Origin of the sequence: Bacillus sp. 22483 (assembly GCF_052044605.1) — a bacterium.
Classification (GTDB): Bacteria; Bacillota; Bacilli; order Bacillales; family Bacillaceae; genus Bacillus; species Bacillus altitudinis.
On the sequence record NZ_JBQENU010000009.1, the window covers coordinates 33,918 to 47,952 of the forward strand.

15 protein-coding genes are annotated in these 14,035 nt (G+C 41.5%); 5 read left to right on the plus strand and 10 right to left on the minus strand.

Annotated features, from left to right (window positions below; all coding sequences use genetic code 11):
• Positions 1-30 precede the first annotated feature (30 nt).
• Complete coding sequence (locus ACTJJQ_RS13940) at positions 31-1,230, minus strand: MFS transporter (protein WP_440600297.1); 1,200 nt, start codon at positions 1,228-1,230, stop codon at positions 31-33.
• A 103-nt stretch (positions 1,231-1,333) separates the two neighbouring features.
• Here ACTJJQ_RS13940 and ACTJJQ_RS13945 point away from each other — a divergent pair, with 103 nt between their 5' ends.
• Positions 1,334-2,242 carry a LysR family transcriptional regulator gene (locus ACTJJQ_RS13945; RefSeq protein ID WP_057078352.1) on the plus strand — a complete coding sequence of 303 codons (909 nt, stop codon included), beginning with the start codon at positions 1,334-1,336 and terminating at the stop codon, positions 2,240-2,242.
• Between the two features lie 32 nt (positions 2,243-2,274).
• Here ACTJJQ_RS13945 and ACTJJQ_RS13950 read toward each other — a convergent pair whose 3' ends face one another.
• Positions 2,275-2,754, minus strand: coding sequence for an aminoacyl-tRNA deacylase (locus tag ACTJJQ_RS13950; protein WP_041093150.1), 480 nt, complete (start codon positions 2,752-2,754; stop codon positions 2,275-2,277).
• Positions 2,755-2,900: 146 nt separating this feature from the next.
• Here ACTJJQ_RS13950 and ACTJJQ_RS13955 point away from each other — a divergent pair, with 146 nt between their 5' ends.
• The gene (locus tag ACTJJQ_RS13955; protein WP_255836105.1) at positions 2,901-4,103 is read left to right on the plus strand and encodes an MFS transporter; all 1,203 of its coding nucleotides are present in this window, start codon (positions 2,901-2,903) and stop codon (positions 4,101-4,103) included.
• Between the two features lie 13 nt (positions 4,104-4,116).
• On the opposite strand, the gene ACTJJQ_RS13960 is transcribed toward ACTJJQ_RS13955, so the two are convergent.
• Positions 4,117-4,848, minus strand: coding sequence for a MurR/RpiR family transcriptional regulator (locus ACTJJQ_RS13960; protein ID WP_178896580.1), 732 nt, complete (start codon positions 4,846-4,848; stop codon positions 4,117-4,119).
• 204 nt (positions 4,849-5,052) lie between these two features.
• On the opposite strand from ACTJJQ_RS13960, the gene ACTJJQ_RS13965 reads away from it, so the two are divergent.
• Positions 5,053-6,381, plus strand: coding sequence for a 6-phospho-beta-glucosidase (locus ACTJJQ_RS13965; RefSeq protein ID WP_440600298.1), 1,329 nt, complete (start codon positions 5,053-5,055; stop codon positions 6,379-6,381).
• A 34-nt stretch (positions 6,382-6,415) separates the two neighbouring features.
• Here the strand turns inward: ACTJJQ_RS13965 and ACTJJQ_RS13970 are convergent, their stop codons facing one another.
• Positions 6,416-7,063: a DUF3885 domain-containing protein gene (locus ACTJJQ_RS13970; protein ID WP_440600299.1), complete on the minus strand. Its 648-nt coding sequence runs from the start codon at positions 7,061-7,063 to the stop codon at positions 6,416-6,418.
• Between the two features lie 113 nt (positions 7,064-7,176).
• On the opposite strand from ACTJJQ_RS13970, the gene ACTJJQ_RS13975 reads away from it, so the two are divergent.
• Entirely contained in the window at positions 7,177-7,377 is a 201-nt protein-coding gene (locus ACTJJQ_RS13975) for a hypothetical protein (RefSeq protein ID WP_039168553.1), read from the plus strand.
• Positions 7,378-7,387: 10 nt separating this feature from the next.
• On the opposite strand, the gene ACTJJQ_RS13980 is transcribed toward ACTJJQ_RS13975, so the two are convergent.
• Entirely contained in the window at positions 7,388-8,302 is a 915-nt protein-coding gene (locus ACTJJQ_RS13980) for an NAD(P)/FAD-dependent oxidoreductase (protein ID WP_440600300.1), read from the minus strand.
• Between the two features lie 64 nt (positions 8,303-8,366).
• The gene (locus tag ACTJJQ_RS13985; protein ID WP_061418284.1) at positions 8,367-8,804 is read right to left on the minus strand and encodes an Rrf2 family transcriptional regulator; all 438 of its coding nucleotides are present in this window, start codon (positions 8,802-8,804) and stop codon (positions 8,367-8,369) included.
• A gap of 181 nt (positions 8,805-8,985) precedes the next feature.
• Between ACTJJQ_RS13985 and ACTJJQ_RS13990 the strand changes: the two genes are divergently transcribed.
• Positions 8,986-9,357, plus strand: coding sequence for a hypothetical protein (locus tag ACTJJQ_RS13990; RefSeq protein ID WP_007496834.1), 372 nt, complete (start codon positions 8,986-8,988; stop codon positions 9,355-9,357).
• 76 nt (positions 9,358-9,433) lie between these two features.
• Here the strand turns inward: ACTJJQ_RS13990 and ACTJJQ_RS13995 are convergent, their stop codons facing one another.
• From ACTJJQ_RS13995 to ACTJJQ_RS14010, 4 genes are all read right to left on the minus strand, one after another.
• Entirely contained in the window at positions 9,434-10,159 is a 726-nt protein-coding gene (locus ACTJJQ_RS13995; RefSeq protein ID WP_217013938.1) for a hypothetical protein, read from the minus strand.
• Between the two features lie 138 nt (positions 10,160-10,297).
• Positions 10,298-11,272 (minus strand): tRNA dihydrouridine synthase, encoded by a 975-nt coding sequence (locus ACTJJQ_RS14000; protein WP_427273507.1) that lies wholly within the window; start codon positions 11,270-11,272, stop codon positions 10,298-10,300.
• Between the two features lie 251 nt (positions 11,273-11,523).
• Positions 11,524-12,906: a 23S rRNA (uracil(1939)-C(5))-methyltransferase RlmD gene (rlmD, locus tag ACTJJQ_RS14005; RefSeq protein WP_440600301.1), complete on the minus strand. Its 1,383-nt coding sequence runs from the start codon at positions 12,904-12,906 to the stop codon at positions 11,524-11,526.
• 61 nt (positions 12,907-12,967) lie between these two features.
• Positions 12,968-13,876 carry a diacylglycerol kinase gene (locus ACTJJQ_RS14010; protein WP_007496845.1) on the minus strand — a complete coding sequence of 303 codons (909 nt, stop codon included), beginning with the start codon at positions 13,874-13,876 and terminating at the stop codon, positions 12,968-12,970.
• Between the last annotated feature and the right edge of the window lie 159 nt (positions 13,877-14,035).

Here is a 14,035-nt window from a genome sequence, read left to right on the forward strand (position 1 = left end):
GAGGCAGTTTTTTATATAACGCTTTATTTCTTACACTGCACTAGAAGAAACATGCTGCCCGCTTCTTATCCACATGCTGACGAGCATTAAACTTATGATAAGCATCAGCCAAAAGACGCTGTTTGTTCCGAAAAACTGGATCAACGTATATCCACACAAAGGTCCTAAAGCAGCCCCCATATCTTGAACAAAAGAATAGCTGGCGAGAAAGCGGTTCTTATCTGTTTGAGCAGAAGCTTTTTGAAAGGCAAGTGTATCGGTGAACGTTGTGACAATTGTTGCCATCAGTTGAATCAAAAGCAGCATCAATAGGAACCAGCCGCTTACCTTCAGCATGATCACAAAAAAACTGAGCCCTCCAAATGAAAGAAACATCCAGCATAACATTCGTTCCTTCATCACAAGACGATCAAACCATTTGCCCGTTCTCGGTGCTAGAAATGGTTCCCATCCCCACCTGAGTGTTTGAATAACACCGCTTAAAGCCGAAGCTCCGATGACAAAGCCAAACAGAGTCAATTCATCTTGGTCAATCTTTGCTTCAATGACATGACTCAGCGTGGATGCGAATAAACCTTGAATGATCAGTGCGATCAGCATGCCTGTTATCAGTACTTTTACCACATCTCGTGTAAACCACTTCTGTTTGATGCCATGATACACCTGCGTGCCTTCTCTTTTTTCAATTTCATTCAACGATACATAAAAAATGCAGCCCATTAATGTGAGTAAGCCAAAGACAAGCGTCATGGACTGAAAACCGATCAAGCTGGCAAGGATTCCACCAAATAACATGCCAAATAAACTGCCAAGCCGGTAAAGCCCATTATAAAGACCCGTCAAATGTCCTTGTGAGCCTTCGTCCATTTCAGCCAAGAACCTCATCCCACTCATACGGAGTAACGTCCAAGCGAGACCCCATGCACAGCGGCAAATCAAGAGCAGCCAAAATCCACTCATACCATATAATATCGTGGTCACTGACGCGATCAAAATTGCGATCAGTACACCGGTCTTCATTGGAATATATCGATAAAGCCACCATACGACAGGTGCTAGTGGGATACGAATGAATCGGTTAATAGACAGTAGTAACCCCACCTCCCAAATGGATGATAAACCAATCTCTTTCCAATAGACCGGGAGAACAATATAGAGCATTGAATCCCCAATAAGGGCAAATGCTGTGATGAGCGCAATTGACACAACTTGCTTTTGACGACGATCCATTTTTTCTTCCCCCTTCGCTACCTTTACGATAAGGGATACCTTATAATAAATCTAATGAATGTTTTTGATTGAATCATCAAAATAATTGATAGGCGGTGCAAAGATGAATTTACATGCCCTCCGTATTTTTGCAAAGGTAGCCGAAACAAAAAGTGTCACACAAACGGCAGACGTGCTGTCTTTGACGCAGCCGGCTGTGACGGCACAATTACGAAGCATTGAACGAGAGATCGGCTTTCGTCTTTTCAAACGAAACGGCCGGGGGATTACACTGACGGAGATGGGAAAGATCCTGTATCCATATGCCCGGCAAGTATTCGAGGCGGAAAAAGAAGTAGAATATCAGATCACTCTTCTGCAAAACGGAAAAAAAGGAAGACTCAGAATTGCTTCTACCTACGTACCACTTAACTTTTTACTGCCTGATTGGCTTGCCTCTTTTAAAACAGCATCGCCACAGACAGATATTGAATTAAAAAGCGGAAACTCCGCTCAAGTGATCGAAAGCCTGCTTCAATATCAATCAGATGTGGCGATCGCCGTAATAGAGGATCTGCACCACGAAGATCTTCATACCTCTCACTTGACTGATTTAAGTTATGACTTTATCGTGCCTGTGGATCACCCGTTAAATGGACAAACCGTCCCCCTAGAACGCCTAAGCCATGAACCCTTTTTAATGCGAGAAGAAGGCAGTTCGACGAGAGACAAGCTTTTTTCCCTTTTTACCGCTAAAGGAATTAAAAAACCGACCGTTGATTTACAATTCAGTGGTGTCCACGAAGCCATTCAAATGATCAAAGCTGGCTATGGCATCACCCTTGTTCCTCGTGACGCTGTTCAGCGAAGCTTAGAACGTGGAGAGATTGGGCGCGTGTATATCGAAGGAATAGACATTATCAGACCTGTTGTGGTCTGCAAACGGGCGAATGACCTTGAGGAAAATAGGACGGTGAATGCTTTTCTGCAAATGAAAGACATCGGACCCTTTATAGCACCTGACTCCAATTAAAAAAGTGCCTGCTTCAGCAACAGGCACTTTTTCTATTCGGATGGTTGAACAAGATCAAATGGTACCGCTTTTGAGGCTTTCACTAATTGTTCTGGTGTGATGAGTATTTCATTTCCCCATTCTCCCGCTCCAACGCCTAATATCTCTTCTTCTAATAGCGATGCTTCGATAATCGTGCGGAACCCTTCAGGCTGCCAGCAAAATGGCGGGATGGAGCCAATGCGATAGCCTGTCACTTCAAGCACCGTGTCTGGTGAAGCCATTTTGATATTGCGAGAGCCTGCGGCTTTCTTTAGTTTCCCTGATTTGATGTGCTGGTCAGCACCCACCATTACAAGCAGCTGCTCCCCTTCCCCTGTTTCAAAGATCAATGTTTTGATCATTTGTCTTTCTCTAAAACCAAGAGCAGCCGCTACATTCGCTGCGCCCTTCTCTGTTTCGGCAGAAAATGTTTTGATGTCATACGGGATGCCATGCTTGTCCAAAAAGTCATGCGCTGGTAATTTTTTCAATGGATTGAACCCCTTTCCTTACGATGTTCTTTCATTTAGCTTATCACAATCCTCTCATCCTTAAGATGTATTTTTCAATGGAAAACCTCTGCACACTTCGCCAACATGCTATACTGAACTTGTTTTTGAAAAGGAGTCGGTTGGATATGGGAAATAAGTTTTGGTTTTATACAGGCAGTAAAAGCCTTCTCATGCTAAGTGATATTCTATTTTTGATGACAGTCACATTGGTTATTTATCAAGATACACAATCTGTCGCCTATGCGGCTGTATTTCCGCTCATAAGAACACTATGTCAGCTATTGGCTGGGCTCCTCTCTCCTGTTTTGACAGAACTCTTTCAAGCCAAGCGTCTATTGAAATGGGTCCCTCTTTTACGTATTGGAATGCTCGTCGTATTCACGACCCAATTTGATTTCTTTCAGCAGCACCTGATCTGGCTGTTTAGTGCGTTCGTTTTGATTTCCATCACAGGCGGGTTCATCAGCCCTTTATTACAGGCCATCATGCCGATGCTTGTGCCAGCAAATCAGCTTGTGAAAGCGAACAGTACAGCCTCCGTTTTTTATCAATCTGTTCAAATCGCCGGCTATTCGTTTACTGGAATGCTCGTCCTGTTGATTGGTCCATCTTATTTAATGTGGGCTTCCTGTTTCATGATTGTGTTGTCTTATCTATTGATCCTCCCTGTTTTTTCTCTACTCAAGCAAGAAGACACGGTTCAAAAAGAAAATAAGATGAACGGGTTCAAGGATGGCTGGAAGATCATTTGGACAAACAAAACGGTTCGCATCCTGACTTTCATGGATGTTAGTGAAAATATTGCAGGTGCTTTGTGGGTCGGACCGGTTACGCTTGCCTTTGTCACACTTGTTTTAAATGAAGGTGCGGAATGGTGGGGATATATCAATGCCGCATATTATATAGGTGCCATTATAGGCGGACTCATGGCCGCATGGCTAAGTCAGTTTATTCAAAAACAACTTCTCCTCTTTATGGCAGCGGGCTCTTTTATTTATGCAGTGCTGACGATCCTATTTTCGCTAAACAGCCTGCCATGGCTTGCATTGCTGCTCTGTATTTTAATGGGGCCTGCCTATCAAATTCGGGATGTTTCGCAGCAAACCATCCTCCAAACGGAAACGCCAGTCCATGAGTTATCAAAGGTGTATTCGGCTCAATACGTTCTCTCTTCTATGTCTGTCAGTTTATCTATTTTCTTTGTTGGATTAATTGCGGATACATTCGGAGCGAGATTTGTGTATTTGTTAGGCGGACTGTTTGTACTCATCTGCTCAAGCATTGCCATCACCACTTTCATGATGCAGAAAAAAAGAGCGGCTGTTTAAGGCAGCGGCTCTTTTACTTTTCTTTTAACATCACAAACATGTCACGCGCCATTGCTTCTAGGATATAGACAACGGGTGTCTGTGTAGTAATGTTGGCTCTATGGACTCGTTCGTCTGTGACGTAATAAGCAATATTCAAGTCAGAAATACGAGAAATTGTACAGTGCTGATTGTTTGTAATACTAATGATCGTGCTGCCTTCTCTTTTTAGTTTCGAAATATGATCAATCGTAATACTGTTCTCTCCTGATACCGACAGCACAATGGTGACACTATTGTCTAAATACTGCATATTCATCGGGAAAAACGGATCGTTGATGTAAAACGAAAATTTCTCCAGACTTGAAAAGTACCTTGCCCCATACTGCGCCAAAATACCAGAACTGCCCGTCCCAATAAACAGCACATTCTTTGCATCCGCAATGAGCTTCGCTGCCTCTTTAATTTTCTCCTCAAAATCTCCTTTAAGTGTCCGTTCGATAAATTCATACAGGAAATGCTGCGTGCTTTTCAAAGAAGGTGTTTGTTCTGCTTCTAAATACATTTTGAGCTTCACCTTAAACTCTGAAAAGCCTTCACAATTCACTTTTCGACAAAAGCGAAGGACAGATGAGGTCGATATATGTGCGGCATCTGCCAAGTCACGGATTCTCATATAGACGACTTTTTCACTGTTTTCCATAATGTATCGGTATAAAGCGCTTTCTAGTTCATTAAAGCTGGAAATGACCTCACTTGAAAACATCTGACTTCCCCTTTCTCCAACAACATGACACAACACGTTTCTTTTATGTAACAAATCTCTAAATAGGGCACCCTTGCCTAAAGACGCTGAAACCGTTTACGCACAAGGTACTCTCACGATAAGCTATAGATGTACAAACAAATGATAAAAGATTGATTCACTCTATTATAACATTGTGCGTTACATTATTCGGAGGTGCAGAACATGGCAAAAGGATTAAAGGTTGTCACAATCGGCGGAGGATCAAGCTATACACCAGAACTTGTCGAAGGATTCATTAAACGGTACGAGGAATTTCCAATTAGTGAACTTTGGCTCGTCGATATCGAAGCAGGTAAAGAAAAGCTTGAGATCGTCGGAAATCTTGCAAAACGCATGGTGAAAAAAGCGGGACTTCCAATCGAGGTTCATTTAACTTTAGATCGCCGGAAAGCACTGGTAGACGCTGATTTCGTCACAACACAATTCCGCGTCGGATTACTGGAAGCACGTATGAAGGATGAACGTATTCCTTTAAAATATGATGTCATTGGTCAAGAAACAAACGGTCCAGGCGGTCTATTCAAGGGCCTGCGCACCATCCCTGTCATTCTTGAGATTGTGAAAGATATTGAAGAATTATGCCCGGATGCTTGGCTTGTGAATTTCACAAATCCAGCTGGTATGGTCACAGAAGCCGTACTTCGCTATTCAAACCACCGCAAAGTCGTTGGCTTATGTAACGTACCAATCGGCATTCGCATGGGCATCGCCAAAGGACTTGATGTCGACGCAAGCAGAGTCGAAGTCAGCTTTGCTGGATTAAACCATATGGTCTTTGGACTGAACGTGTTCTTAGATGGCAAAAGCATCATGGATCAAGTGATCGAAGACATGGCAGATCCAAACTCGACCATGTCGATGAACAACATTCAAGCGATTCCGTGGGATGCAGATTTCTTAAAAGGGCTTGGTGTGATTCCTTGTCCGTACCACCGCTACTATTACAAAACAAGTGATATGTTGGCTGAAGAAAAGAAAGCAGCAGAGAATGAAGGAACTCGTGCAGAAGTCGTCCGTGCACTAGAAAATGACCTGTTCGAGCTTTACAAAGATCCTGATCTTGATATTAAGCCGCCACAGCTTGAAAAACGAGGCGGTGCTTACTACAGTGATGCAGCATGTAACTTGATCGCATCCATTTATAACGACAAGCATGACATTCAGCCTGTAAACACAATCAACAATGGCGCCATCAGTGACATTCCAAATGATTCTGCCGTTGAACTGAACTGTGTCATCACAAAAGACGGCCCAAAACCAATCGCTTTTGGGGAAATGCCGGTCGCTGTCAAAGGACTTATTTCTCAAATTAAATCCTTTGAACGTGTAGCGGCTGAAGCAGCCGTGACAGGCGACTACAACACAGCACTTGTCGCCATGACCATCAATCCGCTCGTCCCATCAGATGCCATTGCAAAAAGCATCCTAGATGAAATGCTAGAAGCACATAAAGAATATCTACCACAGTTTTTCAATAAAGTCGAAGCATAAAAAGAAGCCGCACTTGTCAAAAGTGCGGTTTTTCTTATTTCCCGGCAAACAACTGATCCATCTGAGCACGGTCATAGTCTAAGAGCCAGTGCTGTAAACCTTCATAAACTGGACGCAGATGTTCTGGATCTGCCGCAATGAGATCACAGCCTCGATCATCATATAAGTGGAAAATCATCTGTTTTGAGAGATTGATGAGATAAATGTCATAACCAAGCTTTCCTTTCAAGATTTGATTCGGCTTGTAGAAATCCTCTTGGCATATGGCTTGTAATAGCGGGCGCAATCGAATATCTTGCAACTGACACTTGAGTGTAAATCTCTCTATTTTCATTGTTTCTTCTTGTTTTGGTTGTATATAGGTCAAACGCTCGTGACGCAATCGGTGAAGCACTTGTCGGTCGGCATATTTCTGATAAACAAGGAGCTTTTGCTTCGTTAGTTCATGTTCATGCTGCGTGTAGACATCCGTGACAAGTAGAATATCGTCTTCTGGATCAAAAGCATATCTGACAATTTTTAAAGCCCGATCGCCTGCTTTTTCTAATACAACCGATTCTTCTCCTAATGACCAATCTGCCACTTCAAAGCGAAGACCAAAAGGCCACTTATAAAAAAGAGGCGGCGCGAGGACAAGTTCAGGAAAATGACTTTTTAAAAAACGATTGGTTTGATCGCTCATCTCATATCCTTCCATTGGTTTTATTTCTTATTTTACCGTTGAAACTGATGGAAATTCAATTGGAAATAAACTGTCATTTTTTATATGATAGAAAGAGAGGGAGGTGTGACCAATTGAAAAAATGGTTTTTACAGGTGTTCCTCACCGCATTGATCACGATGTGGATACAGGCTGGACTTGATCAGGCGAACATCATTCAAATCAACAATGTATGGGTCGATGTCAGCAGCTGGATCCTAATCTTCTTTGTCATCTACGCACTTTTTGAATGGACTGCTCACGTCTTAGCAAAACGGAAAATCGCTCATCGCTGAACATCTCTTTTTACAGAGATGTTTTTTGTTGAAACTCTTCCTGCACAAGTTCATGAATCACGCCCATTCCTGCCTGACTTCCGGCTGCTGCTGCAAGAACAAGCTGAGCAGGCCCGCCTAAATTATCACCACATGCAAAAATACCGCTGACGGTTGTACGCCCAAGAATATCTGTTTCAATGCCCCCATTTTTCGTCATTTGACAGCCTAGTTTTTCAGCAAATGGAGCTGACTGCTTGAAATCACTTGCTACAAATCCGCCTTCTCGTTTCACTGTTTCCCCATTCGCAAGGTGAATTGAATGCAGCTGTCCATTGTCATGATGGATCGCTACAATTGGCACATCAATAACTTGAATAGAATGTGTTGATAACAGTGCTTTCTCCTCTTCAGCTAACACTTGCTGTCCATTTGTAAACACAATCAAATCCTTTGTCCAATTGGAAAGAAGTTTCGCCATATGCAAAGCGCGCTGGTTCTCTGCAATCAGGGCAAGTGGCTTGTCTTTCAGCTCCCAGCCATCGCAGAAAGGACAGCTAAACAACGTCTTTCCATACACATCATGAATCCCGTTGATCTTTGGTAATATGTCCTGAAGTCCTGTGGCCAAAATGATTTTTTTCGCTTCGAATCTTTCTCCTTCTTGTGTCAGTAACGCGAAGTTATCCTCATGATTTTGTATCTCCACCATTCTGCTTCGTTTGATTTGGATATTGGGGTAGTTTTGAAGATCCGCTTCTCCCGCTTGTCTGATCTCAAACGGTGTCATTCCATCGTTTGTAATAAATCCATGTGATTCCTGAGTCACCCGATTTCTTGGCATCTCGTCATCGAATACTATTACCTGTTTTCTGCCCCGCCCCACAACAAGAGCTGCATTTAATCCGGATGGCCCGCCTCCAATAATGGCACAATCTAATAACATATAAATCTCCCCTTTTTATCAAAGACTTTAAAGACTCTTAATATCTATAATTTGCTCAAAAAAATCACATATTGAAAAATGGATTTTTTTCTGTCTGCTCTATTTGGCTTGCAATATCAACTAACCGCTTTTGACTTAACGTCTCCTGCATTTTCGTTTCAACATCTTGCATGACTTGTTCAATCAAACAGCCATCGTGAGGCATGAAAGAATCATGTGCTAAGGAACAACGAAATAAATTGGTTTGTCCTTCTACCGCCTGAATGACGTCTAGAAACGAAATGTCCTCCTTCTTTTTCAGAATGGTGTAACCACCTTTTGCGCCAGGTGTTGATTCAATCAATCCCGCCTTCACAAGCTTTGTTAAAATTTTAGATAAATAGGTAGGTGAAAGATCTTGCATCTTGGCGAGAGGCTCAACGCCTATTGCTTTCCCCTTTGGTGCAAGGGTTAAAAAGACCATCGTATGCAGCGCATAGTTGGTCGCTTTAGAATATTTCATAGAAACATTCCTTTCTATCTATTGTAGACCTTTTATATCTGTAATTGATCATAAAAGATTCAAGAAGAAAAAGCAAGTATTGTGGATCTGCTTCTTTTTTCATTCCACATTTCGCATTTCCTTCCGATAATAGAAGTAAGCACGAATAAAAGCTTGATGAAGACTAGAAGGAGTGAACAAAATGTCAGATCAACAGCACAATGCAGCACACGAAGAAGAAGAGGAATTTAACGTATATGACATGCTTCCACCCGCAGGAACAATCATTGGCGAAGCAACAGAAGAAGAAATGGAAGCTGCGGCAGCATTAGAAGTGAGACATTACGCCTTTATGCGTCTGCAAGACTCGTACATTCAATTTGATGGATCTTCTTATAAAGAATTGCTTAAAGACTTTCAAGAACTAGAATTTGATTCTGCAAAGTTTTGGCGAGCCATCGCACGACGCCTGCAAGTCCCATACGAATGGCCCATCCGAATCGACCATGCAAACGGTCCTATTTATATTGGTGAAACAGAAGATAGCCGTGATGTTGAGGAGAGTGCGGAGTAATAGTTTGCCCCCCTGCTAACAACAGGGGGGTTAAATTCACATTAATATAAACATCAATATGAGATTTCACAGAATTTCATTTACTTTGTTTATCCTCAAGTTTACTAATTACTTTATCTAATATATTTTCATATAATTCAGTCTTCCTGTTCATCAGATGTTTTTCTTTCAAGAAAAAGAGGGCTACAGTTACTACAAAATAAAATATAATCCCAGCATTCGTATAGTAAATCACATACTCGTTGACTAAGGAGTATCGCTCAATTATGTGTTCTTTATAATTAGTCATAATATTAGAATTAAAAATTACTGACGTTATTACTCCTAAAATAACTACTATTAGTGAATGATATAAAAAATCTAAGTCCTTTCTTCCCGAACTCACTCTGTGATATAGATTGAGTGTTTTTAATTTTGCTAAAGTGTTCTGATCATCATTTTCTTTAGCCCATTTCAAAACAGAAACTTCAATTTCATCAATTCTATCCAACACATCATTAATCTCAGAATATTGGTGGGGATAGTCCTTTTGTTTAACCACTTTAAAGTACAAAGGATCTTTTTTGAATTTTAGAAAACTTAAATAAGAAAAACTCCAATGTGCAAAAGATATAGATAAAATACTACTAAAGAAAAACAGACTGTATTCATATAGAGACTGATTAATCATAAGCCCAACTATAGTTATCAAGAACAAATAGATACACAGTTGTCCATGGAAAATAGATAAATTTTTAGACGGAATTAACATTTGTTTTACTCTTCTCCATGGAAGCTTAACACCTCTTTTAAACTTGAACATACTAACACCTCCAATAATTATATCGGAGGCTCGCTTTGGACATTAATGGTTTTAAATACAAATTAAGGATTTTCATCACTATTTAAATTATATTAATACAGAAAAAAGAGAAGGGCTTGCTTCCCCTCCTCTTTTTCATTATGATTGTTCCTGATTTCTCGCCTCAAATTCATCTAGCATTGCACGCACTTCATCTGTTGATGATGTGTTCATTAATTGGTTTCTTAGGAAGCTCGCTCCTCTGAATCCTTTTACATAAATCTTAAAGAAACGATGCAACGCCTTGAATGGACGCAAGCCTAATGAGGAATATTGATCATGAAGATCAAGATGTAATCTTAAAAGACCTAGCAGCTCATCACTCGTATGCTCCTTCGGCTCTTTTTCAAAAGCAAATGGGTTATGGAAAATCCCGCGTCCAATCATCACTCCGTCCACTCCATACTGTTCAGCAAGCTTTAAGCCAGTTTGACGGTCAGGAATATCACCATTGATCGTCAAAAGCGTATCAGGTGCTACTTCATCACGAAGTTTTTTAATTTCAGGAATGAGCTCCCAATGTGCATCTACCTGGCTCATTTCCTTTCTAGTACGAAGATGAATCGATAAATTCACAATGTCTTGCTCCAAAATGTGTCTGAGCCAACCACGCCATTCATCGACCTCTGTAAACCCTAGTCTTGTTTTCACACTAACAGGTAATCCCCCTGCTTTTGCCGCTTGAATCAGCTCTGCCGCAACGTCTGGGCGAAGAATCAACCCACTGCCCTTCCCGTTTTGTGTGACATTTGGGACAGGGCAGCCCATATTAATATCAAGCCCCTGAAACCCTAATTCCGCCATTCCAATACTCATCTGTCTAAAGTTCTCAGGCTTGTCTCCCCAAATATGAGCAACAATCGGCTGCTCATCCTCTGTAAATGTTAAACGGCCTTTCACACTTTGAATGCCATCAGGGTGGCAGTAGCTCTCACTGTTTGTAAACTCTGTAAAAAACACATCCGGTCTCGCCGCCTCACTCACAACATGACGAAACACAACATCTGTCACTTCTTCCATTGGTGCTAATATAAAAAATGGTCGTGGTAAATCACGCCAGAAATTTTCACTCATCTTTCATCCAATTCCTCTCATGACATAGCGCCTAAGGGCATGTCCTTCTGTAAATTCTTTCAGCAATTTTTATCATTATATACTTTAATATGAACTAGGCAAAATTGCAAAAAAGGACATTTCAAAACCAAATACGGAGTAAATATTAATTTTCGACCTATAATTACCGTTTTATATTCAAGTGAAGGGAAGCCAAAATAAAAATATCCCGATATCGGTGTTATATCACGAAATCGGGATGCTTCAATACATTATGACTGTTGAATCACAAGACTAGCAACGCACTCAACGTGACTCGTATGCGGAAACATATCCACAGGCTGCACTTCCTCCGTCACATACCCACCATCTTCAAGAATACGCAAATCACGAGCTAGCGTTCCTGGGTTACAGGACACATACACAACACGGTTCGGTTTCATCTTTAAAATCGTATCAAGCAGTGCTTCATCACAGCCTTTTCTTGGCGGATCAACAACTAACGTATCTGCTTTGATGCCTTCTTTGTACCAGTTTGGGATAACAGTTTCTGCTTCGCCAACTGCGAATTCGACGTTGTTGATTCCGTTCAATGCAGCATTGCGTTTTGCATCTTCAATCGCTTCTGGCACAATTTCTACACCGTATACTCTACCTGCTTTTTGTGCGAGAAATAAGGAAATCGTACCGATTCCGCAGTATGCATCAATAACGGTTTCTTCTCCTTGCAGCTCGGCATATTCAAGGGCTTTGTCGTAAAGCACCTTTGTTTGAGCTGGATTCACTTGATAAAACGAGCGGGCTGAAATAGCAAATTTGATGTCGCCAATCGTGTCATAAATGTATTCTTCTCCCCATAAAACGGTCGTTTCGTCTCCGAAAATGACATTTGTTTTCTTTGAATTCACGTTTTGTACAATTGACCGAACGTGTGGGAAGCGTGCTATAATCTGTTCAATCACTTGCTGCTTTTGCGGAAAATCAGCCGTTCTTGTGACAAACACAACCATCATTTCACCTGTTGCCATGCCATAGCGAACCATGACATGACGCAACCAGCCTTTATGCCGCTCTTCGTTATATGCTTTGATGCCAAACGCATTGCAGATGTCTTTTACTGCCTGTACCACTTCGTCATTTTCTGATTGCTGGATCAAGCATTTTTCCATATCAATGATTTCATGGGTACGCTGCTGATAAAATCCAGCAACAAGTCCGCCTTCCCGTTCGCCAACTGGTACTTGTGCTTTGTTTCGGTAATTCCAAGGGTCTTCCATGCCGAGTACAGGATGAACTTTTACACGGCTCATATCAAGCTTGCCGATCCGCTCCAATACGTCCTTTACTTGTTTCTGTTTAAAAAGCAGCTGGCCTTCATAGCTCATGTGCTGAATTTGACAGCCTCCGCACTGCTTATAGATAGGACATGGCGCATCTTGCCTGTGCTGACTTTCCTTTGTCAGCTCCATGAGTCGTCCAAAAGCAAATCCTTTTTTGACACGTGTGACTTTGATTTTCCCTTGTTCCTCAGGAAGGGCATTCGGTACAAACACAGGGAAACCCTCAATTTTCGCTACACCTGCACCTTCGTGCGTTAAATCTTCGAAGGTTACATTGTAGTATTCATTTTTTTCAACAGGCGGTTTCATTTTCACCAATTTTATCACCTCATTTGCAAAGAAAAACTTGGTCGCCATAAGGAACCAAGTTTAGTCTTCACCCTATTTTTTCAGCTGTTGCTTTTGGCACAATAAATTCAATATGGCGATACAGATTTTCAAATTCACCTGGCAGCATGCCGCCGTATTCACCATCTAAATTCAATTGCATTTTATCTTTTACATCTACCTTCACGCGATTCGCTTTTGCGTAGATGACATTGTTATCATGAATATGCTCGCCTCGAAGTGCAAGGCTGACCACTCGAATGGCTTCTGCTAGATTGACCTTCTTTAGAATGATCAGGTCAAACATCCCATCATCTAGAATGGAATCTGGTGCGAGCTTTTCAAAGCCGCCTACTGAGTTTGTTAGTGAAACAAGAAACAGCATGATTTCGCCATGAAACAATTTGCCGTCATATTCAATTTCGACTTCTGTCGGGCGAATGGAAGGAAGCATCTCCATGCCTTTCAAATAATACGCAAGTTGTCCTAGCATGGTTTTCAGCTTACTAGGCACTTCATAGGTCAGCTCTGTTAATCGGCCGCCTCCCGCAATATTAATGAAATACTGTCCATTCACTTTACCAATATCAAGCGGCTTTGCTACACCATCAATGATGGCATCTGTCGCTTTTAAAATATCTTCTCTTGGAATGCCAAGTGCTCTTGCGAAGTCATTGGTCGTTCCAACTGGAATGATTCCTAATTTTGGTCTTTTTTCAAGCGGTGCTAATCCATTGACGACTTCATTAATCGTGCCGTCTCCACCAGCTGCTACAATTAAATCAAAATCTCTCTGTGCGGCTTTTTCGGCTGCTTGTGTTGCATCTCCTGCACATGTCGTCGCATGACAAGATGTTTCATAGCCAGCCTGTTCAAATTTTTGCAAAACCTGCGGTAAATTCTTCTTAAAGAGTTCACGTCCAGATGTCGGATTGTATATAATTCGAGCACGTTTCATTCATCATCATCCTATTATCATTATGCAATCTATTTTCACCACTAACAACCTTTAATTATACTATGAGATTTGAAAATGGCAACAGAACAACCCCCTAATATTTGAAATCTCACGGTACGTTTCCCTCAGCAGATCAACATTCTGATAAGATAAAAGAAA